This window comes from Citrobacter sp. RHBSTW-00524 (genome assembly GCF_013747755.1).
GTDB classification, from domain to species: Bacteria; Pseudomonadota; Gammaproteobacteria; order Enterobacterales; family Enterobacteriaceae; genus Citrobacter; species Citrobacter braakii.
The window spans coordinates 1,773,111-1,795,811 of record NZ_CP056421.1; the positions used below are offsets into that span (position 1 = coordinate 1,773,111).

The following is a 22,701-nucleotide window of genomic DNA, read 5'->3' on the forward strand; positions in this document are numbered from 1 at the left end:
GCACAATGGATATTAATTTACGGAGTCTGGTGACTGAACTATGTGGAAAACACTTCATCAATTGGCGATGCCTCCTCGGCTCTATCAGATCTGCGGCTGGTTTATCCCGTGGCTGGCGATTGCCAGCGCGGTGGTACTGATAACCGGGTTGATCTGGGGCTTTGGCTTCGCGCCTGCGGATTATCAGCAGGGGCAGAGCTATCGCATTATTTATCTGCACGTTCCGGCGGCAATCTGGTCGATGGGTATTTATGCATCGATGGCCGTTGCCGCGTTTATTGGCCTGGTCTGGCAGATGAAAATGGCCAATCTGGCGCTGGCCGCGATGGCGCCCATTGGTGCCGTGTTTACCTTTATTGCGCTGGTGACGGGCTCTGCATGGGGCAAACCGATGTGGGGTACCTGGTGGGTCTGGGATGCCCGACTCACCTCTGAACTGGTGCTGCTGTTTCTCTACGTTGGCGCCATTGCGCTGTGGCATGCCTTTGACGACCGCCGTCTGGCTGGTCGCGCTGCCGGCATTCTGGTGCTGATTGGCGTGGTCAACTTACCGATTATTCACTACTCGGTCGAGTGGTGGAATACGCTGCATCAGGGGTCGACCCGTATGCAGCAGAGTATCGATCCGGCAATGCGCGCGCCGCTGCGTCTGGCGATCGTCGGCTACCTGTTACTGTTTGTCACGCTGGCGCTGATGCGCATGCGTAACCTGATTTTGATGATGGAAAAACGCCGCCCGTGGGTGAGCGAACTGATCTTAAAAAGAGGCCGCCAATGACCCCTGCATTTGCATCATGGAGTGATTTTTTCGCGATGGGCGGTTACGCCTTGTATGTCTGGCTGGCTGTGGCGATGAGCATTGTCCCGCTGGTGGCGCTGGTGCTGCATTCTGCGTTACAGCATCGTGCAATCTTACGCGGTGTCGCGCAGCAGCGGGCGAGAGAAGCGCGCATGCGTGCGGCGCAAGTGCAACGGGAGGCGGCGTGAATATTCGACGTAAAAATCGGTTATGGATAGCCTGCGCGGTCCTGGCAGGTCTGGCTTTGACCATTTCGCTGGTGCTCTACGCGCTGCGTTCCAATATCGATCTGTTCTATACGCCGGGAGAGATACTCTACGGTAAGCGCGAAACGCAGCAAATGCCTGAAGTCGGCCAGCGCCTGCGCGTGGGCGGTATGGTTATGCCTGGCAGCGTAAAGCGCGATCCGCAGTCGCTGAAGGTGAATTTCAGCATCTATGATGCCGAAGGTGTGGTGGATGTCACCTATGAAGGCATTCTGCCGGATCTGTTCCGCGAAGGGCAGGGCGTCGTCGTTCAGGGCGAACTGGACGGGGGAAATCATGTGCAGGCCAAAGAAGTGCTTGCTAAACATGATGAAAATTACACCCCGCCGGAAGTCGAAAAAGCGATGCAGGAAAACCACCGTCGCCCGGAAAGTGTTTATAAGGATAAAACGTCATGATGCCTGAAATTGGCAATGCGCTGTTGTGCCTTGCGCTTGGCGTTGCATTACTGCTGTCGGTCTATCCGCTGTGGGGCGTAGCGCGCGGCGACGTGCGGATGATGGCCTCCGCGCGTCCCTTTGCCTGGGTACTGTTTATCTGTGTGATGGGGGCGTTCCTGATTCTGGTCAACGCCTTCGTGGTTAATGACTTTACCGTGACCTACGTCGCCAGCAACTCCAATACCCAGCTTCCGGTCTGGTATCGGGTGGCGGCGACGTGGGGGGCGCATGAAGGCTCGTTGCTGCTGTGGGTGCTGCTGATGAGCGGCTGGACGTTCGCCGTTGCGGCGTTCAGCCAGCGCATGCCGCTGGATATCGTCGCCCGCGTGCTGGCGGTCATGGGAATGGTCAGCGTCGGTTTCCTGCTATTTATTCTGTTTACCTCCAACCCGTTTGCCCGCACGTTGCCGAACTTCCCGATTGAAGGACGTGACCTGAACCCGCTGTTGCAGGATCCGGGGCTGATTTTCCATCCGCCGCTGCTGTACATGGGGTATGTCGGCTTCTCGGTCGCTTTTGCGTTTGCGATTGCTGCGCTGATGAGTGGACGACTGGACAGCACATTCGCCCGTTTTTCGCGTCCGTGGACGCTGGCCGCGTGGGTGTTTCTGACGCTGGGCATTGTGCTCGGTTCGGCCTGGGCCTATTACGAGCTGGGCTGGGGCGGCTGGTGGTTCTGGGATCCGGTTGAAAACGCCTCGTTTATGCCATGGCTGGTGGGAACGGCGCTGATGCACTCGTTGTCGGTAACCGAACAGCGCGCCAGCTTTAAAGCCTGGACGCTGTTGCTGTCAATCTGCGCATTCTCACTTTGTCTGTTAGGTACTTTCCTGGTGCGCTCCGGCGTACTGGTGTCGGTGCATGCTTTCGCCTCCGATCCGTCGCGCGGGATGTTTATTCTGGCCTTTATGGTGCTGGTAATTGGCGGCTCCCTGCTGCTGTTTGCGGTGCGCGGTCACAAGGTTCGCTCACGGGTAAACAACGCGCTGTGGTCGCGTGAATCGCTGCTGCTGGGGAATAACGTCCTGCTGATTGCCGCCATGCTGGTGGTGCTACTGGGCACGCTGCTGCCGCTGGTGCACAAACAGCTGGGACTGGGCAGCATTTCGATTGGCGAGCCGTTTTTCAACACCATGTTCACCTGGCTGATGGCGCCGTTCGCACTGTTGTTGGGGATTGGGCCATTAGTGCGCTGGGGCCGTGACCGACCGCGTAAACTGAAAACGTTATTGCTTATCGCGTTTGTCACCACCCTTGTTCTGTCGCTGCTGCTGCCGTGGCTGCTTGAGGATCGCATTGCCGCCATGACAGTGGTGGGGCTGGCGATGGCGTGCTGGATATTCGTACTGGCGATGTCCGAAGCGTTCCTGCGTATTTCCCGTGGGACAAAGCTGACGCCAAGCTACTGGGGCATGGTATCGGGTCACGTTGGGCTGGCGATTACCATTGTTGGTATTGCCTTTAGCCAGAACTACAGCGTTGAACGCGATGTGCGCATGAAAGCGGGTGATAGCGTTAGTATCCATAACTATCAGTTCACTTTCCGCGAAGTGAAAGATATTACCGGGCCAAACTACCGGGGCGGCGTTGCCATTATTGGCGTTACCCGAGACGGTAAGCCGGAAGCCACGCTGCATGCGGAAAAACGCTTCTATAACAGCACCAGTTCGATGATGACCGAAGCGGCAATTGACGGTGGATTCACGCGCGATCTGTACGCTGCGCTGGGTGAAGAACTGGATAATGGCGCATGGGCTGTACGCCTGTACTACAAACCGTTTATTCGCTGGATTTGGGCCGGAGGATTGCTGATGGCGCTGGGCGGGTTGTTCTGCCTGTTTGATCCACGCTATCGCCAGCGGACGCGTCCTCGCGCCGCGGTGCAAAAAAATGCGTCGGAGGCTGTATGAAGCGCAACGCACTGTTAATTCCGTTTATTATTTTTCTCATCATTGCGGCGGCGCTGTTGTGGCAGCTCGCGCGTAACGCTCAGGGGGACGATCCCACTAATCTGGAATCGGCGCTGATCGGCAAACCTGTTCCAACATTCCGCCTGGAGTCACTGGAAAATCCGGGTCAGCACTATCAGGCCGATGTGCTGACGCAGGGCAAACCGGTATTGCTGAACGTCTGGGCGACCTGGTGCCCGACCTGTCGCGCCGAGCATCAGTATCTGAATCAGCTGTCTGCGCAAGGCGTGCGGGTAGTGGGTCTGAACTATAAAGATGATCGTCAGAAAGCCATTGTCTGGCTGAAAGAGCTGGGTAATCCTTACTCATTAAGTCTGTTTGACGGCGACGGTATGCTCGGTCTGGATCTTGGCGTGTACGGTGCTCCGGAGACGTTCCTGATCGACGGCAAAGGCATTATTCGCTATCGCCATGCCGGCGATCTGAACGCCCGGGTGTGGGAGAGCGAGATCAAACCGTTATGGGACAAGTACAGTAAGGAGGCTGCGCAATGAGATTTTTACTGGGCCTGCTAATGCTGGTTATCTCGGGATCCGCGCTTGCGACTATCGACGTGATGCAGTTTAAGGACGAAGCGCAGGAGCAGCAGTTCCGCCAGCTTACTGAACAACTGCGTTGTCCTAAATGCCAGAACAACAGCATTGCCGATTCTAACTCGATGATTGCCACCGACCTGCGTCAGAAAGTGTACGAACTGATGCAGGAAGGAAAAAGCCAGAAAGAAATTGTCGATTACATGGTGGCGCGCTACGGCAACTTCGTCACGTACGATCCGCCGTTAACGCCGCTCACCGTGCTGCTGTGGGTGATGCCGGTGGTAGCGATTGGTCTGGGGGGCTGGATTATTTTCGCCCGTACTCGCCGACGCGTTCGGGTGAAACAGGAAGAGTTTCCTGACGATGTTATTCCGAATGGCAAGCGCGGTGGATTCGGGTTGTTTGTGCCTGGTATCGTGGTGGCGCTGGTGGTTGGCGCAGTAAGCTATTACCAAACCGGCAGCTATAAGCAGGTTCAGGTCTGGCAGCAGGCCACTGCTCAGGCTCCGGCGTTGCTGGAGCGGGCGTTGGATCCGAAAGCGGAACCGCTCAATGAAGAAGATATGGCGCGTCTGGCGCTGGGGCTGCGCACACGTTTACAAGCCGAGCCCGCAAATGTTGAAGGCTGGATCATGCTTGGACGCATTGGCATGGTTCTCGGTAACGCCAGTACGGCCACTGAAGCCTATGCCAATGCCTATCGACTGGATCCTAAAAACAGCGATGCGGCGCTGGGCTATGCGGAAGCGCTGACCCGTTCTTCCGATCCTGATGATAACCGTCGGGGAGGGGAGCTGTTACGCCAACTGGTGCGTGGCGAACATGCCAACGTGCGAGTTCTCAGCATGTACGCTTTCAACGCCTTTGAACAGCAGCGCTTCGGCGAGGCGGTTGCGGCGTGGGAGATGATGCTGAAACTATTACCTGCCAACGATACCCGTCGGGCGGTAATAGAACGGAGTATTAAGCAGGCGATGGAGCAGCTAACGCCGCAGGAGAAATAAGTATCCAGAATAGCCCCGATAGCGCTTCGCATATCGGGGCTATCCGGCCTCTTCAGGGATTACTGCATTCCACGCGTTTGTAAAAACAGGATAGTGGCAGCAACGCGAGAGCGCACATTGAGTTTGCGCAGCAGGTTGCGAATATGCACTTTCACAGTCTGTTCGGAAATATTCAGCACTGACGCAATCTGTTTGTTCGACAGCCCCTGAGCCAGTTCATGCAATACATCCAGTTCACGTTCGGTGAGAATGCTGAAGGGATCTTCTTGTGCGCCGAACAGATCGCGTTCGCGCAGATATTCGCTGACGCGTGTGCTAAAAGCTTTACCGCCTTTGGCGCCGCTGCGAATGGCCTCCAGCAAGACTTCAGGATCGCTGTCTTTGAGTAAATAACCATCCGCGCCGGCATCAATTAAGGCGTACACATCGCTGGCGGCATCCGAGACGGTAAGAATAATAATTTGCGCGGTGACGCCATCCCGGCGCAGCGCATTCAGGGTGTCCAGTCCGCTCATGCCTTTCATATTGAGATCCAGCAGGATCACATCCAGGTCCAGACGGTTAGCCAGATCGATAGCGCTGGCACCGTCACCTGCTTCCGCGACTACGTTAAATGCGGGATCCAGTTGCAATAATTGACTAATTCCTCGCCGCATTAGTGGGTGGTCGTCGACAATCAGCACCCGAAAAGGCGTTGCTTCAGGCATACTATTCTCCTGAGTTTTTATTAGTATCATTATTGTTTTCAGCGCATCACTCGTCTAGTTTCATCGCGCTGATGAGAGGGTAAATTTTACCCTAATTTGTGCATGGGTAAGTAGTAAAACCTGTGCTAAAGGCCGGGGTAATAATAAGGAACGTGGAATCGCAGGTATAAAAAAACCAACCATGAAGGTTAATGCCGATCATTTAAGGATCGGTTGACCGATCCGGTGGTTGATGTAAAAAGGGTTCATGTCTCTACATGGACCTTTTTAAATGGAATTTTCACAGGCTCTCGGCATTATTCATCTCACTACAAAGTGAACGGGCCCGTTCACTTTGTAGTGGCACACTGAATTTGGCCACCTGAACAGAGGTAATATCCTCACCTCAGAACATTACAGGTGCCTCAATGAAGAAAAGAAATTTCAGCGCAGAGTTTAAACGCGAATCAGCCCAACTTGTTGTTGATCAAAACTACACTGTTGCTGATGCGGCCAGTGCTATGGATGTGGGGCTCTCCACAATGACACGATGGGTAAAACAGGTGCGTGATGAACGCCGGGGCAATATCCCAAAAGCCTCCCCAATAACCCCGGAACAAATCGAAATACGTGAACTGAAAAAAAAAGCTACAACGTATTGAAATGGAAAATGAAATATTAAAAAAGGCTATTGTAGATTCAATTGGTCAACGCAACAGTTATGTGAAAACATGGGGTTGCGGAGGTTTTTTGAATGAGACGAACATTTACAGCAGAGGAAAAAGCCTCTGTTTTTGAACTATGGAAGAACGGAACAGGCTTCAGTGAAATAGCGAATATCCTGGGTTCAAAACCCGGAACGATCTTCACTATGTTAAGGGATACTGGCGGCATAAAACCCCATGAGCGTAAGCGGGCTGTAGCTCACCTGACACTGTCTGAGCGCGAGGAGATACGAGCTGGTTTGTCAGCCAAAATGAGCATTCGTGCGATAGCTACTGCGCTGAATCGCAGTCCTTCGACGATCTCACGTGAAGTTCAGCGTAATCGGGGCAGACGCTATTACAAAGCTGTTGATGCTAATAACCGAGCCAACAGAATGGCGAAAAGGCCAAAACCGTGCTTACTGGATCAAAATTTACCATTGCGAAAGCTTGTTCTGGAAAAGCTGGAGATGAAATGGTCTCCAGAGCAAATATCAGGATGGTTAAGGCGAACAAAACCACGTCAAAAAACGCTGCGAATATCACCTGAGACAATTTATAAAACGCTGTACTTTCGTAGCCGTGAAGCGCTACACCACCTGAATATACAGCATCTGCGACGGTCGCATAGCCTTCGCCATGGCAGGCGTCATACCCGCAAAGGCGAAAGAGGTACGATTAACATAGTGAACGGAACACCAATTCACGAACGTTCCCGAAATATCGATAACAGACGCTCTCTGGGGCATTGGGAGGGCGATTTAGTCTCAGGTACAAAAAACTCTCATATAGCCACACTTGTAGACCGAAAATCACGTTATACGATCATCCTTAGACTCAGGGGCAAAGATTCTGTCTCAGTAAATCAGGCTCTTACCGACAAATTCCTGAGTTTACCGTCAGAACTCAGAAAATCACTGACATGGGACAGAGGAATGGAACTGGCCAGACATCTAGAATTTACTGTCAGCACCGGCGTTAAAGTTTACTTCTGCGATCCTCAGAGTCCTTGGCAGCGGGGAACAAATGAGAACACAAATGGGCTAATTCGGCAGTACTTTCCTAAAAAGACATGTCTTGCCCAATATACTCAACATGAACTAGATCTGGTTGCTGCTCAGCTAAACAACAGACCGAGAAAGACACTGAAGTTCAAAACACCGAAAGAGATAATTGAAAGGGGTGTTGCATTGACAGATTGAATCTACAATCGCGCTCTTGATGTCAGACTCCCTGAACAATTCTCGTTAATCGGGAAGCTCAGGGCGCGTTATCCAGTGGCCACACTCTGCCACGTGTTCGGGGTTCATCGCAGCAGCTACAAATACTGGAAAAACCGTCCTGAAAAGCCAGACGGCAGGCGGGCTGTATTACACAGCCAGGTTCTGGAGCTGCATAACATCAGCCATGGCTCTGCTGGCGCAAGAAGTATCGCGACCATGGCAACGCTGAGAGGTTTCCGGATGGGACGATGGCTTGCCGGCAGACTCATGAAAGAGCTGGGGCTGGTGAGTTGTCAGCAGCCTACTCACCGTTATAAGCGCGGCGGTCATGAACACATCGCTATCCCGAATCACCTTGAGCGGCAGTTCGCAGTGACAGAGCCTAAGCAGCTTAATTCGTGGCAATGAATCCTGACAGGGTTACTACTTTACAGTGCATGGGTTATGTATTTACGGAGCGTGATTAATTATTTTCTATTGATTCAGATCACAACTTTACAAAATGTTTCGATTTACATTAATTTACATTGTCTAGGTAATTCCTTAGGTGTTAATAAAAATGAAGATTAAGTTATTGATGATGGCGGCAGTTTCTTTAGTTGTACTCAGCGGTTGTACAAATGACCCTAATAGCATGTGGAACAGTCGTTATGCTTTTAAATCAGTTGGTCAGGTAATGGCGATGTGCGATAGCGGTGATAAGGCGGCTTGTTACGCTGCCGCTGATATGCAAGGTCTTACGAATGGATTGAATGCGGCGAACCAGCAAATGCAGCAGCAACAAGCCGTGCAACAGCAGCAGCAACCAGCAGCACCGACTATGACTACGACAACCTGCAACCCTATGGGTAATGGCGTTGTGTGCAACACCTATTGATTTGTACTCCATTCAAGAATATCAAAGCCGCCCCATAGAAATGTTCCTGTGGGGTTCTGCGGTTTTGATTCTCCTCAAATAAATTCCCTTTTACAGTGTCCTGCTCTTCACGGTGTTGAGGGCTGAAAAGCTCGATTGATTTTTTGCACCTGTCATAGTGGCGTAATATTTGTAATGAACTTCACAAAGTGCGAATTGACAATGCAAGGGATTTATGTAGAAGTGTCGGGGCAAAAGATCAAGTGTGCATACACAAAATCCTAGCCCCGATTAGATTTCCAACTACATAACTAACTTGTTGAAAATAGGGTATTAGTTGGTCGGCACGAGAGGATTTGAACCTCCGACCCCCGACACCCCATGACGGTGCGCTACCAGGCTGCGCTACGTGCCGACGCTATGGCTGCTAATACTACTGCTTTCCGCTGCGAATGCAAGGGGAAGCATCGCTAAGTGATTTATAATTAATCAGTTAGCAATAAATCGTTTCTCATCCGTCAGAACCTGTAGCAGCAGGCTTAGCTGCGGTTTCTGATCTTTTATTTTTTCGCCGCGTAAATCATAGGTCTGATAATTACCGTTGTTGTTCAGCACCAGCGTCATCTCTGGCGTGGTAACGGCCATCGTGCTGCCGTCGGCGGCGGTAACCCAGTAATGGCGGCGGTTTGCATTGAACAGATCCTGCCCCTGCGAGTATTCGTTAGCAGGCGTGCTGACGTGCAGCAGGCGCTGCATGAGCGTTGTCATCAGGTCTGTATGATCGGTCAGGCTATTGATGCGTTGGGCAGGCGTTCCCGGCCAGTGAATAACCAGCGGAACCTGCAGATGGCCACGCGACCAGGCAAAATTGTTCTCTTCCTGAGTCAGCGGCACGCCCCGACCCGCGGTAATAATCACCACTGTGTTGTTCAGTTTACCGGAGTCGCGCAGGGCACTAAGAACACGGTTAATATTGGCATCCACATCCTGAGCGGCGCTGGCATAGCGTTTGGCAAAGTTCTTCTGGTTGCTGTTATCAAGGTTCGTCCCGTTAAAGGAGACCCACGAGAACCAGCGGTTATCTTCCTGCGCGTAGCGTCCCAGCCAGTTAATCCACTGGCTTGCGGTTTGTTCGTCAGATTGCGTTTGTACGCTTGGCATGGAGAAGTCTGACAGCAGCGCCTGGCGATACAGCGGGCTGGTAAAGCCATCCGAGGAGAATAGCCCTAACTGGTAACCCTGCTGGTTCAGTGCTGTAATCAGCGCCGCAGGCGTACGGGTCGACAAAATGCCGTCCATGTAGCTTGGCGAAACACCATAGAACAGGCCAAAGATGCCGTTATCCGTGGTGTTGCCTGAGCTCATGTGACGCGTAAACGAGATATTCTGCCCGGCGAATTCAGCCAGTGCAGGCATCTGTTTTTCAAAGCGTGAGTAGTTCAGACCGTCGACGGTAATCAGCAGCACGTTCTGACCGGTGCCCATATCGCGATAGCGCAGTTCGCTGAGCGGGTACTGCACGGAAACCGCTTCCGGATTGCCCTGTTCGATCAGGCGTCGCTGATACTCTTGCGCATCCAGCAGGCCATGTTTTTCCAGGAATTTACGTGCCGTCATCGGGTAGGAGAGCGGCAGATTCGCACGCTGCATGGTAATCGGGCGATAGAAATTGGCATCCGCCCAGATATACACCACGTGCGAGGCGATAAAGGAAACGAAGAAGAATGCTGCTAACGGTTTGGCAAAATGGCGACGACGCGTCAGGCTGCGCAGCTTTTGCCAACTCCAGGTCGCAAACAGCATTTCAATTAACAGAATAACCGGTACGCTGATAAACATCAGCTGCCAGTCACGCGCCGCTTCATTCTGGTCTGGGTTGATGACCAGTTCCCAGACGATCGGATTGAGATGCAGGTGGAAGCGGGTGAAAACTTCGCTGTCGATTAGCAACAGCGTCATGCCAGCCGTCGCCAGAATAGCTGATAAGAATCGCATCAGCCTCTGGGACATGACGATAAACGTCAGGGGAAACAGGATCAGCAGATAGGTGGCGAACACCAGAAAGCTAAAATGCCCGACAACGCTCAGGTAGGAATAAACACGACCTGCAAGGGTTGTCGGCCAGTCGGCGACAAACAGGTAACGGCTACCGAGCACCATGGCCAACAGAATGTTGAACAAGGCAAACCAGTGCCCCCAGCTAACCATCTGGGAGACTTTCTCACGGTAGCGTTGACGATGAGTTACCATAAACTGTTGTTCGTTTCCCCGGAGCAGGCTCTTAATGCGCTTGGTCGTCGTTTACCGAAGACTGCAATGCGCGGGCAAAAGAGTTGGCAATCGCCTGGCGCTGGGCCGGTGCGATGCTTGTATTGATAAGGTTAGTCACCATATTTCCCAGTACCATCAGGGAAAGGTCGGTCGGCGCCTTATGTTTTTCCAGTACGTTGAGCATCTCATTCAGCAGTTGTTCAACGTGTTCGTCACTATAGCGGGAAATTTGTGGCATAAATCGAAATCAGTCTGTTCATGAAAGGGCAACATATTACCGTACAGACAGTTTTTTTTCTGCTTTTTTATCTTCTATTGCGTCACTGCCCGGCAGGTGGTTGAATACCGCCCGGTCTAAAAGGAGAGTTTATCATGAGTCTGGATATCAACCAGATTGCCCTGCACCAGCTTATCAAACGTGACGAGCAGAACCTTGAGCTGGTCTTGCGCGATTCATTACTGGAACCGACAGCGACCGTTGTCGATATGATGGCTGAGTTGCATCGGGTGTACAGCGCCAAGAATAAAGCTTATGGCCTGTTTAGCGCAGAGAGTGAACTGGCGCAAACGCTGCGTTTACAGCGTCAGGGCGAAGAGGATTTTCTGGCCTTTAGTCGTGCAGCGACTGGGCGCTTGCGAGACGAACTGGCGAAATATCCTTTTGCTGATGGCGGCATTGTCCTGTTCTGCCATTACCGCTATCTGGCGGTAGAGTATCTGCTGGTCGCCGTGCTGAACAATTTAAGCAGTATGCGCGTCAATGAAAATCTGGATATCAACCCGACGCACTATCTGGATATCAATCATGCGGATATCGTGGCGCGTATTGATTTAACCGAGTGGGAAACCAACCCGGAGTCCACGCGCTATCTGACGTTCCTGAAAGGGCGGGTAGGGCGCAAAGTCGCCGATTTCTTTATGGACTTCCTGGGTGCCAGCGAGGGGCTTAACGCCAAAGCGCAAAACCGCGGCCTGTTGCAGGCGGTCGATGACTTTACTGCAGAGGCGCAACTCGATAAAGCTGAACGCCAGAACGTGCGTCAGCAGGTGTACAGCTACTGTAACGAGCAACTGCAGGCCGGTGAAGAGATCGAGTTGGAGTCGCTGTCCAAAGAGCTTTCCGGCGTCAGTGAAGTCAGCTTCAGCGAATTTACCGCTGATAAAGGCTACGAACTGGAAGAGAGCTTCCCGGCAGATCGCAGCACGCTGCGCCAGTTAACCAAATTTGCCGGAAGCGGCGGCGGGTTAACCATCAACTTCGACGCCATGTTACTGGGTGAGCGTATTTTCTGGGATCCAGCCACAGATACTTTGACCATCAAAGGTACGCCGCCGAACCTGCGCGATCAGCTACAGCGTCGTACCTCGGGCGGGAAATAAAGCCGTTTGCCGGATGGGGGCGTTAACGCCTTATCCGGCTTGCGTGATTCATCTTTACCGCCAACAAAATCCCATAAAAAAACCCCGCCGAGGCGGGGTTTTTCTTTCAACTTGTAAGCGATTACGCGCGAACGAAGTCGATGTGTGCCAGCTTCGGCTTGAACGGGTGACGCTGTACAGCCTGAGCTTTAACTTTAACTTCTTTACCGTCAACAACGATGGTCAGAACTTCGCTGTAGAATTCAGCTTTAGCTTGCATGTTCATAACTGCATCGTGATCCAGTTCGATAGCAACCGGGGCTTCTGCGCCACCATAGATGATTGCCGGGAACTTGTTAGCGGCACGCAGGCGGCGGCTCGCACCCTTACCCTGCTCTTTACGTACTTCAGCGTTGATAGTAAACATTTAAATCTCTCTTTAATAATTCCTGCTACAGGCGACCCAGCAACAGGTAAGTGATCTGCTTTGCGTATGCAAAAGCGGGCGAGATTCTATACTTAAACGGCTGGTACATCAATCAAAAGTACGATTAACCGCGTAATTCATGTGCCCGACGATAGCGTCCTTCATAATCGAAGACCTTTTCACGGACCTGCCAGTACTGACCTTTCATGCGCGCCACCACGAAATCAGGATGACGTAACAGCGCCTGCTGGGCGAGGATATCGGCGGCGGTTATCCAGCGTAAGGGAATGCCGGGCGTTCGGGTGTGCGGGCGAATAAACAGTTGCTCGAAAGCCGTACGCTGCGCGGGAGTATGCAGGCGAAAGCGTTCGCTAACGTCGGCACCATCTTCATCGTAATAGGTGATTTTTAGCCATTCGCCTTTTTCATCCTGGCCGTTTTGTAACACCATGCCGCTACAGCGCAGGACCAGCGCATCTTTGAGCCTGAGCGCGGCTTTCAGCATGTCATCCGGGTCAACCAGCACCGTGTCGCACTCCCGACAGCGGCGGGCGGCGATATCATTTTCCGCGTTGCATTGTGGGCAGTTTTTAAAACGAAAACGAAAATCACACTGTTCGCGATGGCCGTCATCATCTTCAAACCACCCCTGACAGCGGCGGCCAAAGTGTTCAATCAGCGTGCCGTCTGCCGTTGTTTTGCCCCAGAAGGTGTTTGCAAACCCGCAGGCGGGACAGAACACCTGCACCGGAACGTTATCGCTTTTCCCTTTCGGTGCCCCCACTTCCGGCGCGTAAAGATCGTGTGGGTTACCGGCATAATCGAGGATCAGACAGTCGGTTTTACCCGGCGCCAGGCGCAAGCCGCGACCGACAATTTGTTGGTAAAGGCTAACTGACTCCGTCGGGCGCAGAATGGCGATAAGGTCGACGTGCGGGGCATCGAAGCCAGTGGTCAGGACCGACACATTCACCAGATAGCGAAAGCGCTGGGCTTTGAACTCTTCAATCAGCACATCACGCTCTGCGCCAGGCGTGTCTCCGGTGATTAGCGCGGCATCGTCAGCAGGCAGCAGGCCCAGAATTTCTTTGGCGTGCTCCACTGTGGCGGCGAAAATCATCACCCCTTTGCGCGTCTGGGCAAACTCGACAATCTGGCTGATGATATGCGGCGTTATTCGCTGCTGCTTTTTCAGTTCCTGATTGAGATCTGTTTCGCTAAACAGGCCGTTACTCTGCGCCTGCAGGCGGCTGAAGTCATACTGCACTACCGGCATGTCGAGGCGTTCTGGCGGCGTCAGGTAGCCGTGTTTAATCATGTAACGCAACGGTAATTCATAAATGCAGTCACGAAACAGCGCTTTTTCGTCGCCGCGCACCATACCGTGATAATGAAAGTGATAAATCCAGCCTTTGCCCAAACGAAAAGGAGTGGCAGTAAGCCCGAGCAGGCGTAAGTGGGGATTTACTTTGGTCAGGTGAGTGAGGATTTGCTGATATTGACTCTCGTCATCATCACCAATACGGTGACATTCATCGACGATAAGCAGCGAGAATTCTCCCTGAAAGGCGTCAAGATTACGCGCTACCGACTGTACGCTGCCAAATACCACTTTCCCGTGGCTCTCTTTACGCTTCAGACCTGCGGCAAAAATATCGGCTTCCAGCCCCAACGCGCGATATTTGGCATGGTTTTGCGCGACCAGTTCTTTAACGTGCGCCAGTATCAGCACGCGACCACGCGCCACGCGGGCCAGTTCAGCAATCACCAGGCTTTTTCCCGCACCGGTTGGCAGGACGATAACCGCTGGCGTGCGATGGTGGCGGAAATGGTTGAGCGTGGCATCCACGGCTTCTTTTTGGTACGGGCGAAGAGTAAAAATCATGGGCTCATTAAGGTAAGCAGCAACAATGTATAGTATGCCATGAATCATTTCCCTTGAGGGATGGTGTAACGCCGCTATACTGGGCGGATAATCGTCCCACTTTTCGGGCGCAATCCCGCTTCTTGTTTTTTACAGGCAAAAATCACACTCATGCGACTTGATAAATTTATCGCTCAGCAACTCGGCGTCAGCCGCGCTATTGCCGGGCGTGAGATCCGTGCTAACCGCGTTACCGTCGACGGTGAAATCGTCAAAAACAGTGCCTTTAAGCTGCTGCCAGAACACGACGTAGAATATGACGGCAATTCCCTGATTCAACAAAATGGCCCGCGCTATTTTATGCTGAATAAACCTCAGGGTTATGTTTGTTCAACGGATGACCCGGATCACCCGACAGTGCTCTATTTCCTTGATGAGCCGGTTGCCTACAAACTGCATGCGGCAGGGCGTCTGGATATCGACACCACCGGACTGGTGCTGATGACCGATGACGGACAGTGGTCGCATCGCATCACTTCGCCACGTCACCATTGTGAGAAAACCTATCTGGTGACGCTGGAGTCGCCGGTGGCAGATGATACCGCTGAACAGTTTGCCCATGGCGTACAACTGCATAATGAGAAAGACCTGACCAAACCGGCCGTGCTGGAGGTTATTACGCCAACTCAGGTGCGATTGACCATCAGCGAAGGGCGCTATCATCAGGTTAAACGTATGTTTGCCGCCGTCGGTAACCACGTTGTGGAACTGCACCGTGAACGGATTGGTGACATCAAGCTTGATGAGGATCTGGAGCCGGGTGAATACCGTCCATTGACCGAAGAAGAAATCGCCAGCGTTAACTTAACCCCGCGTTAATTTCAGGAGCTAAATGTGACCACCCGGCAGAACTCGTCAATTGCCATTGTCTTTATCCTTGGCTTGTTAGCCATGCTGATGCCGTTGTCGATTGATATGTATCTTCCGGCACTACCTGTTATCTCTGAACAGTTTGGTGTGCCTGCAGGTAGCGCGCAGATGACCCTCAGTACCTATATTCTTGGGTTCGCGGTGGGGCAGTTACTCTATGGTCCAATGGCTGACAGCATTGGGCGCAAGCCGGTGATTCTGGGCGGGACGCTGGTGTTTGCGGCGGCGGCAGTTGCCTGTGCGCTGGCACAAACTATCGATCAGCTGATCGTGATGCGTTTCTTCCATGGTCTGGCTGCGGCTGCGGCGAGCGTGGTTATCAACGCCCTGATGCGCGATATCTATCCGAAGGAAGAGTTTTCGCGCATGATGTCATTTGTCATGCTGGTCACGACAATTGCACCCTTACTGGCACCCATCGTGGGCGGCTGGGTATTGGTATGGCTGAGCTGGCACTACATCTTTTGGATCCTCGCCGTGGCGGCTATTCTGGCGTCGGTGATGATCTTTACGCTTATCAAAGAGACCTTGCCAGTTGAGCGCCGCCAGCCGTTTCGCTTGCGTACTACTCTCGGCAACTTTGCCTCGCTGTTTCGCCACAAGCGTGTACTGAGCTATATGCTGGCCAGTGGGTTTAGTTTTGCCGGGATGTTCTCGTTCCTGAGCGCCGGACCTTTTGTTTACATTGAGATTAACCACGTTTCACCGCAGCATTTCGGCTATTACTTCGCGCTGAACATTGTTTTCCTGTTCGTGATGACCATCATCAACAGCCGCTTTGTTCGTCGGGTTGGGGCGTTGAATATGTTCCGTACTGGCCTGTGGATCCAGTTCGTGATGGCGGGCTGGATGGTCTTTAGCGCGCTGTTCGGGGTTGGTTTCTGGGCGCTGGTGGTGGGCGTTGCGGCGTTTGTTGGCTGCGTGTCGATGGTGTCATCCAACGCCATGGCGGTCATTCTGGATGAATTTCCACATATGGCGGGAACGGCGTCATCGCTGGCAGGGACGTTCCGTTTTGGCATTGGCGCCATCGTTGGGGCGCTGCTATCACTGGCGACCTTTAACTCGGCCTGGCCGATGATCTGGTCGATAGCGTTTTGCGCTACCTGTTCAATTCTCTTCTATCTCTACGCCAGCCGCGCCAAAAAACGGTGATCTATTACACAACCTGGGGGCGATAGGGCCTCCAGAGTTGATGTACATCAACCGAAAATCTATCAATTTCCCCGCTTATGTTTATTTTATGTAAAATCAATTTATGTAAAAAGTCACATCATTGTAGTTAAAAAGGTTGAGTTAGATCGCAGAAACGAGTACATATAGCGCGGAAATATGCCAGAACCGTTGAATAAATTTAAATATTTGGTTCGGAAAGTGGCATAAAGTCAGGGTGTAAACGTTTACGAACTGTTTAAAGACGTATTGTCAATGATGTGTTAATATTGATGTAAAATAATTGTGAAGTGATTGTACTTCCAGGGAAAGAAAGTGATGACATTACAACTCTCAATCGTTCATCGTCTGCCACAGTGCTATCGTTGGTCGGTGGGTTTCGCAGGTTCAAAGGTTGAACCGATTCCGCAAAACGGTCAGAGCAATGAGAACAGCCTGGTGGCGCTCAAATTGCTTAGCCCTGATGGTGACAGCGCGTGGTCAGTCATGCATAAACTCAGCCAGGCCCTCAGCGACATTGAGGTACCTTGTTCCGTGTTGGAATGCGAAGGGGAGCCGTGCCTGTTTGTGAATCGTCAGGATGAATTTGCCGCGACCTGCAGACTGAAAAATTTCGGCGTGGCCATCGCAGAGCCGTTTTCAAATAACAATCCGTTTTGAGCGTCAGCTTAGCGCGAGCAGCTGACGCGTATATGCCTGCTGTGGCGCGTTAAATACGTGCTCGCATTGTCCTTGCTCCACGACCTCTCCCTGCCTTAGCACAATAACCTGATGGCATAACGCGCGTACTACGTGCAAATCATGGCTGATAAAGATATAAGCCAGGCGATGCTTTTCCTGTAAAGACTTTAACAACGTCAGGATTTGCGCCTGTACGGTTCTGTCGAGCGACGATGTTGGTTCATCCAGAATGATCAGGGAAGGCTTGAGAATCAAGGCTCTGGCAATGGCTATGCGTTGACGTTGACCGCCGGAAAACTCCGCCGGGTAACGATGCCGCGTTTCGCTATCCAGTCCCACTTCCGCCATTACCGCTTTCACCTGCGCTTCGCGCTGCTCGGCTGACAGGGTTGGCTGATGAACGCGCAGTCCCTCCTCAATAATCTGTAGCACGCTCAGGCGCGGGTTCAGCGAGGAGTTGGGATCCTGAAAAACGACCTGAATGCGGTGACGTACCGGTAACAGCTGGCGGCGATTTAAGGTATGCAGCGCCAGGCCATCGAACACAATGCTTCCCTGTGAGGTGATTAACCTCAGTAGCGCCAGCCCGGTAGTGCTTTTCCCCGATCCTGACTCCCCGACCAGCCCCAGCGTTTCACCGGGGCGGAGGGAAAAACTGACGTTGTTAACCACAACGTTATGGTCCACCACGCGCTTCAGGATACCTTTACGGATGGGGAAGGCAACGCAGAGTTTTTCCACTTCCAGCAATGGCGCTTGCCCGGCAGGTACAGGTACTGGATCGCCGGAAGGTTCGCTGTTTAACAATTTCTGCGTGTAGGGATGCGTTGGCGCAGTGAGCAGCTGTGCCGCTCGATTTTGCTCAACGCACTGGCCGTTTTGCATCACCGCAACGGTATCGGCGAGTTTTTTCACAATGCTGAGGTTGTGGGTAATAAACAGTAATCCCATGTTCAGCTCGCGCTGTAGCTCCCGCAGCAACTGCAGGATTTGCGCCTGTACGGAGACATCCAGCGCGGTGGTCGGTTCATCGGCAATAAGCAGCTCCGGTCGCGTAAGCAGCGCCATGGCGATCATCACGCGCTGGCGTTCACCGCCGGATAGCTGGTGCGGATAGTCTGCGAGACGTTTGGCCGCCTGACGGATGCCGACCCGATCCAGACAGGTCAGTATTTCTGCCCGCGCGGCCTCCCGACGCATTCCCCGATGCAGCGACAGCACTTCATACAGCTGTTTTTCCAGGTTGTGAAGCGGGTTTAGCGACACCATTGGTTCCTGGAAAATCATGGCGATTTTATTCCCGCGAACGCCGCGAAGCGTCTGCTCATCGGCATGAAGCAATGATTCACCATGAAAACGGATGTCGCCGGAAAGGTAGACTGCGGGAGGGGTCGGTAATAACCGTAGAATAGAAAGTGCGGTCACGCTTTTACCCGAACCGGACTCGCCCACCAGCGCCAGAGTTTGCCCGGCTTCAACCCTCAGTGAGAGGGTATTGACCACGGTGCGAACGGTCTCCTGTTGGCGAAAACCTACCGATAAATTTTCAATAGCTAACAGCGGTTGTGTCATCTTAAATCGCCTTGTTGGGATCGAACGCGTCGCGTACCGCTTCACCAATAAATATCAGTAGCGATAATAGCAGGGCAACGGAGATGAACGCGGTGATGCCAAGCCACGGTGCCTGCAGGTTGTTTTTACCCTGTAACAGGAGTTCTCCCAGCGATGGCGAGCCAAGCGGTAAGCCGAAGCCAAGAAAATCCAGCGAGGTCAGAGTGGTGATCGAGGCGCATAATATAAACGGTAAAAAGGTCAGGGCGGCGACCATCGCATTGGGCAGCATATGGCGCAGAATAATACTGCGATCGCTCACGCCGAGCGCCTGAGCGGCACGAATGTAATCAAAGTTTCGGGTACGTAAAAATTCCGCGCGTACCACGCCAACCAGACTCATCCAGCCAAACAGCACGGTAATGCCCAGTAGCCACCAGAAGTTTGGCTGGACCACGCTCGACAGCAGTATGATCAAAAACAGCGTTGGCATACCTGACCAAACCTCAATGAATCGTTGCCCCCACAGATCCACCTTGCCGCCATAATAGCCCTGGATTGCGCCAGCCATGATCCCCATCACGCTGGAGCACAGGGTTAGCATTAATCCAAACAGGACAGAAATACGTGTGCCATAGAGGATCCGTGCCAGCACATCACCGCCGTTGGCGTCCGTTCCCAGCCAGTTTTGTGCAGAAGGCGGGGAAGGGAAGGGCTTATCAGTGGCAAAGTTAATGCTGGTGGCTCCAAAGCGTATCGGCGCCCACAGGATCCAGCCCCGGTTTTCCAGGCGCTGCTGTAACCACGGATCCTGATAATCAGCCTGGGTCGCCAATGGTCCGCCGAAGTCGCTTTCACTGTAGTTTTTGAACAGGGGGAAATACCAGCTACTGTCGTAGCGCACCAGTAGCGGCTTATCATTGGCAATCAGTTCTGAACACAGGCTAAGGCCGAAGAGCAGTAGAAAAATCCACAGCGACCAATAGCCGCGACGGTTATGGCGAAAACGCGCCCAGCGGGCCTGATTGACGGGGCTTAATCGCGACATTAGCGTCCCTCAAAATCAATACGGGGATCGACCAGCGTGTAGCTGATGTCGCTGAGGATATTCAGCAGCAGACCGATCAGGGTGAAGATATAGAGCGTGCCAAACATTACCGGGTAGTCACGTGATACGGTGGATTCATAACCCAGTAGTCCCAGACCGTTAAGCGAAAACATCACTTCAATCAGCAGCGAACCGGTAAAAAACATGCTGATAAACGTTGCCGGGAAGCCAGCGATTACCAGCAACATGGCATTGCGAAACACATGTTTCCACAGAATGTTTTTCTCGCTGACCCCTTTGGCGCGCGCGGTGACGACATACTGTTTGCGTACCTCATCCAGAAATGAGTTTTTGGTCAGCATGGTTAGCGCGGCAAACCCCCCAACCACCGTCGCCAGCACTGGCAGGGTAATATGCCAAAGGTAGTCGGTCACTTTCTGATACCAGGGCAGGGAATCAAAATTGGCGGAAACTAGCCCGCGAAGCGGGAACAGGTCGTAATAGCTGCCCCCGGCAAAAAAGACAATCAGTAAAATCGCAAACAGAAAAGCCGGTATGGCATAGCCAATAATAATGAATGCGCTGCTCCAGACATCAAATCGGCTGCCGTTGTGAACGGCTTTGCGGATCCCAAGCGGTATCGACACCAGATAGATAATGAGCGTACTCCATAGCCCCAGCGTGACGGAAACAGGCAGGCTGTCTTTGATAAGCGTCAGCACTGAGGCGCTACGAAACAGACTGTCGCCGAAATCGAAACGAATATAGTCCCAGAGCATTTTGAAATAACGCTCATGAATGGGCTTATCGAACCCGTAACGGCGAGTGATTTCGGCGATCACTTCCGGGTCAAGACCACGGCCGCCTCGGTAATTACTGTCGCTGATATTGCCGACGCCGGTTTGCGCGTGGCTGGCGCGAATGCCTTCACTACCCGCGCCGGGTAATGCCCCGCTTTGTCCGAACTCAATAGCGGCGACGGCCTGCTCAACCGGACCACCGGGGGCAATCTGCACGATAAAAAAGTTGATGGTGATGATGGCCCAAAGCGTTGGGATCACCAGTAGCAGACGTCGAATCAGATAAGCGCCCATTTAGTCTCCCTGCCGTCTGGCTGCTGGCAGTTTCGCCGCTTTGTTAACGTCGTACCACCAGTTGTCGAGACCAATGGTATAAATGGGGCGAATAGCTGGATGCGAAAACTTATCCCACCAGGCGATGCGATCCTCTGCCATAAACCACATCGGCAACATGTAGTAGTTCCAGGTTAATACCCTGTCCAGTGCCCGACCGAGTGGGACTAGTTTGGCTTTATCACCTTGCGCCGCGATGATTTGGTTGATCAGTTTATCAATCACCGGGCTTTGCACGCCCGGGGCGTTATAGCTGGAGTCAATATATTCAGAGGCCCAGAGAATTTGCAGGTCCGAACTTGGCCACGGCATTGCGCGATACAATCTCGGCATCATGTCATAGTCACGACTGCGCAGCCGGTTTGTGATTTGTGAGTTATCAACCTGGCGGATGTTCATTGTAATGCCTAAGCGCTGCAGGTTGTGCTGGAACGGCAGCACCCACTGGCTGTTACTGCCCGCCGGGAGCAACAGTTCAAAGCTCAGAGGTTTACCGTTGGCGCTGTTTACGCGCTGTTGTCCCTTAAGTACCCATCCGGCCTGCTCCAGTAAGGCATCGGCTTTCAACAGGTTGTCACGATCGTAGCCATCGCCTTTTGATTTCGGCGGCTGATAAATTTGGCTGAAGACCTCAGGGGGGAGATCTTTTTTCAAGGGCGCAAGTATTACCAGTTCATCTGCATCGGGGTAATTTTTAGCGGCATACTCGGTATTCTGAAAATAGCTGTTGGTCCGGCTCCAGGCGTTATAGAACAGAGCTTTATTCATCCATTCAAAATCAAATGCCAGGGTGATGGCTTCTCGCACCCGTCGGTCGCTGAACACCGGGCGCTGAATATTAAACGCCAGCCAACGCGTATCCTGGGCGGATTCGTTTTTTTGCTCATCTTTGATGATGTAATGATTCGCGAAATTTTTACCGGTATAACGTGTCGCCCAGTTTTTAGCATCGTTTTCAAGACGCAGGTCAAACGCCCCGGCCTTAAACGCTTCAAAGGCGACGTTGTCATCCAGATAGTAGTCGTAGCGGATGGTATCAAAGTTCCAGCGGCCACGGTTGACGGGCAGATTAGCGGCCCAATAATCGTTGACGCGCGAATAGACAATGTACTGACCCATCTTCCATTTCGTGATGCGATAAGGACCGCTGGCGAGCGGAGGCGATGATAAGGGATCGCTGAGCTTATGATCTTTCCAGTACTTCTCTGGCATCACGGGTAATGAAAACAGGCTGAGCATGTCCTCTTTACCCGGTTTGGCTAATTCAATACGTACGGTTAATGGCGCGATCGCTTTTACCGTTGTTCCCTTGTAGACCAGGCGAAATTGCGGCACGCCTTCAGTCATAAATTTGTGGAAGGTGAATGCGACATCGCTGGCAGTAATGGGTGAGCCATCGTGAAAACGCGCTCGCGGATTGATGGCGATTTCTACCCAGGAATAGTCATCAGCATAGCGTGCGCTGTCGGCGATGAGCGGATAATAGCTGCCAGGTTCATCGTCAGAGGTAGTAAACAGCGTATCGTAAAGCGTTTCGGTACGTGCTCCGGGATTACCGCGCATCGCATAGCGGTTGAAGTTATCGAACGTGCCGATGGCGGAGAGGGTGATTTGCCCGCCTTTGGGGGCCGCAGGGTTGACGTAATCAAAGTGATTAAAGTTAAACGCGTACTTCGGTTCGCCCAGTACGGCAAAAGCATAGCTTTCTTTGATGGACTGCGCCTCGGCGCTAAACCCGATGAGGGCGATAAACAGCAGCAATACGCGAGGGATCATTAAA

21 protein-coding genes, 1 tRNA gene and 2 pseudogenes are annotated in these 22,701 nt (G+C 52.6%); 14 read left to right on the top strand and 10 right to left on the bottom strand.

What is annotated here, in order from left to right:
• Nucleotides 1-40 precede the first annotated feature (40 nt).
• Genes HV229_RS08425 through HV229_RS08450 form a run of 6 tightly spaced genes read left to right on the top strand, consistent with a single transcriptional unit; the run spans nucleotide 41 to nucleotide 5,015 of the window.
• Nucleotides 41-778 (top strand): heme ABC transporter permease, encoded by a 738-nt coding sequence (locus HV229_RS08425; protein ID WP_016153769.1) that lies wholly within the window; start codon nucleotides 41-43, stop codon nucleotides 776-778.
• A complete protein-coding gene (gene ccmD, locus HV229_RS08430) occupies nucleotides 775-987 on the top strand; it encodes a heme exporter protein CcmD (protein WP_016153768.1) in 213 nt (70 codons plus the stop codon). Before HV229_RS08425 ends, ccmD begins: the two co-directional genes overlap by 4 nt.
• Nucleotides 984-1,463 (top strand): cytochrome c maturation protein CcmE, encoded by a 480-nt coding sequence (ccmE, locus tag HV229_RS08435; RefSeq protein ID WP_016153767.1) that lies wholly within the window; start codon nucleotides 984-986, stop codon nucleotides 1,461-1,463. The genes ccmD and ccmE overlap by 4 nt, the downstream gene beginning before the upstream one ends.
• A complete protein-coding gene (locus tag HV229_RS08440; protein ID WP_016153766.1) occupies nucleotides 1,460-3,415 on the top strand; it encodes a heme lyase CcmF/NrfE family subunit in 1,956 nt (651 codons plus the stop codon). Before ccmE ends, HV229_RS08440 begins: the two co-directional genes overlap by 4 nt.
• A complete protein-coding gene (gene dsbE / locus HV229_RS08445) occupies nucleotides 3,412-3,969 on the top strand; it encodes a thiol:disulfide interchange protein DsbE (protein ID WP_003834613.1) in 558 nt (185 codons plus the stop codon). The genes HV229_RS08440 and dsbE overlap by 4 nt, the downstream gene beginning before the upstream one ends.
• Nucleotides 3,966-5,015, top strand: coding sequence for a cytochrome c-type biogenesis protein CcmH (locus tag HV229_RS08450; RefSeq protein ID WP_046275472.1), 1,050 nt, complete (start codon nucleotides 3,966-3,968; stop codon nucleotides 5,013-5,015). The genes dsbE and HV229_RS08450 overlap by 4 nt, the downstream gene beginning before the upstream one ends.
• Before the next feature lie 59 nt (nucleotides 5,016-5,074).
• Here HV229_RS08450 and narP read toward each other — a convergent pair whose 3' ends face one another.
• Nucleotides 5,075-5,722, bottom strand: coding sequence for a nitrate/nitrite response regulator protein NarP (gene narP, locus HV229_RS08455; protein WP_016153764.1), 648 nt, complete (start codon nucleotides 5,720-5,722; stop codon nucleotides 5,075-5,077).
• Nucleotides 5,723-6,129: 407 nt separating this feature from the next.
• Here narP and HV229_RS08460 point away from each other — a divergent pair.
• The 4 genes and pseudogenes from HV229_RS08460 to HV229_RS08475 all read left to right on the top strand — a co-directional run.
• Nucleotides 6,130-6,388 (top strand): annotated as a pseudogene (locus HV229_RS08460) (transposase); the annotation flags it as partial.
• Between the two features lie 67 nt (nucleotides 6,389-6,455).
• Entirely contained in the window at nucleotides 6,456-7,607 is a 1,152-nt protein-coding gene (locus tag HV229_RS08465; RefSeq protein WP_001254932.1) for an IS30-like element IS30 family transposase, read from the top strand.
• Between the two features lie 9 nt (nucleotides 7,608-7,616).
• A pseudogene (locus HV229_RS08470) lies at nucleotides 7,617-8,021 on the top strand (IS3 family transposase); the annotation flags it as partial.
• 166 nt (nucleotides 8,022-8,187) lie between these two features.
• A complete protein-coding gene (locus HV229_RS08475) occupies nucleotides 8,188-8,505 on the top strand; it encodes a hypothetical protein (RefSeq protein ID WP_094761810.1) in 318 nt (105 codons plus the stop codon).
• Nucleotides 8,506-8,822: 317 nt separating this feature from the next.
• On the opposite strand, the gene HV229_RS08480 is transcribed toward HV229_RS08475, so the two are convergent.
• The 3 genes from HV229_RS08480 to HV229_RS08490 form a co-directional block, all read right to left on the bottom strand.
• Nucleotides 8,823-8,899 (bottom strand) — tRNA-Pro (locus tag HV229_RS08480).
• Nucleotides 8,900-8,973: 74 nt separating this feature from the next.
• Entirely contained in the window at nucleotides 8,974-10,734 is a 1,761-nt protein-coding gene (yejM, locus tag HV229_RS08485; protein ID WP_065554077.1) for an LPS biosynthesis-modulating metalloenzyme YejM, read from the bottom strand.
• A gap of 31 nt (nucleotides 10,735-10,765) precedes the next feature.
• Complete coding sequence (locus HV229_RS08490) at nucleotides 10,766-10,993, bottom strand: YejL family protein (RefSeq protein WP_003027506.1); 228 nt, start codon at nucleotides 10,991-10,993, stop codon at nucleotides 10,766-10,768.
• Between the two features lie 134 nt (nucleotides 10,994-11,127).
• On the opposite strand from HV229_RS08490, the gene yejK reads away from it, so the two are divergent.
• Nucleotides 11,128-12,135, top strand: coding sequence for a nucleoid-associated protein YejK (yejK, locus tag HV229_RS08495; protein WP_016157002.1), 1,008 nt, complete (start codon nucleotides 11,128-11,130; stop codon nucleotides 12,133-12,135).
• Nucleotides 12,136-12,256: 121 nt separating this feature from the next.
• Here yejK and rplY read toward each other — a convergent pair whose 3' ends face one another.
• Both rplY and HV229_RS08505 read right to left on the bottom strand, forming a co-directional pair.
• Nucleotides 12,257-12,541 carry a 50S ribosomal protein L25 gene (rplY, locus tag HV229_RS08500; protein ID WP_016153758.1) on the bottom strand — a complete coding sequence of 95 codons (285 nt, stop codon included), beginning with the start codon at nucleotides 12,539-12,541 and terminating at the stop codon, nucleotides 12,257-12,259.
• Nucleotides 12,542-12,665: 124 nt separating this feature from the next.
• Nucleotides 12,666-14,426 carry a DEAD/DEAH box helicase gene (locus tag HV229_RS08505; RefSeq protein ID WP_032931694.1) on the bottom strand — a complete coding sequence of 587 codons (1,761 nt, stop codon included), beginning with the start codon at nucleotides 14,424-14,426 and terminating at the stop codon, nucleotides 12,666-12,668.
• 150 nt (nucleotides 14,427-14,576) lie between these two features.
• Here HV229_RS08505 and rsuA point away from each other — a divergent pair, with 150 nt between their 5' ends.
• The 3 genes from rsuA to HV229_RS08520 all read left to right on the top strand — a co-directional run bounded on the left by rsuA (nucleotide 14,577) and on the right by HV229_RS08520 (nucleotide 17,168).
• Entirely contained in the window at nucleotides 14,577-15,284 is a 708-nt protein-coding gene (rsuA, locus tag HV229_RS08510) for a 16S rRNA pseudouridine(516) synthase RsuA (RefSeq protein WP_016153756.1), read from the top strand.
• Between the two features lie 15 nt (nucleotides 15,285-15,299).
• Nucleotides 15,300-16,490, top strand: a complete 1,191-nt coding sequence (locus tag HV229_RS08515; RefSeq protein ID WP_016153755.1) for a Bcr/CflA family multidrug efflux MFS transporter — start codon at nucleotides 15,300-15,302, stop codon at nucleotides 16,488-16,490.
• A 333-nt stretch (nucleotides 16,491-16,823) separates the two neighbouring features.
• Entirely contained in the window at nucleotides 16,824-17,168 is a 345-nt protein-coding gene (locus HV229_RS08520; RefSeq protein ID WP_029139605.1) for a YejG family protein, read from the top strand.
• Nucleotides 17,169-17,171: 3 nt separating this feature from the next.
• Here HV229_RS08520 and yejF read toward each other — a convergent pair whose 3' ends face one another.
• Genes yejF through HV229_RS08540 form a run of 4 tightly spaced genes read right to left on the bottom strand, consistent with a single transcriptional unit; the run spans nucleotide 17,172 to nucleotide 22,697 of the window.
• Nucleotides 17,172-18,761 carry a microcin C ABC transporter ATP-binding protein YejF gene (yejF, locus tag HV229_RS08525; protein WP_047500955.1) on the bottom strand — a complete coding sequence of 530 codons (1,590 nt, stop codon included), beginning with the start codon at nucleotides 18,759-18,761 and terminating at the stop codon, nucleotides 17,172-17,174.
• A gap of 1 nt (nucleotide 18,762) precedes the next feature.
• Nucleotides 18,763-19,788: an ABC transporter permease gene (locus tag HV229_RS08530; protein WP_016153752.1), complete on the bottom strand. Its 1,026-nt coding sequence runs from the start codon at nucleotides 19,786-19,788 to the stop codon at nucleotides 18,763-18,765.
• Complete coding sequence (locus tag HV229_RS08535) at nucleotides 19,788-20,882, bottom strand: microcin C ABC transporter permease YejB (protein ID WP_016153751.1); 1,095 nt, start codon at nucleotides 20,880-20,882, stop codon at nucleotides 19,788-19,790. Before HV229_RS08535 ends, HV229_RS08530 begins: the two co-directional genes overlap by 1 nt.
• Complete coding sequence (locus HV229_RS08540; protein ID WP_137380895.1) at nucleotides 20,883-22,697, bottom strand: extracellular solute-binding protein; 1,815 nt, start codon at nucleotides 22,695-22,697, stop codon at nucleotides 20,883-20,885.
• Nucleotides 22,698-22,701: the final 4 nt, after the last annotated feature.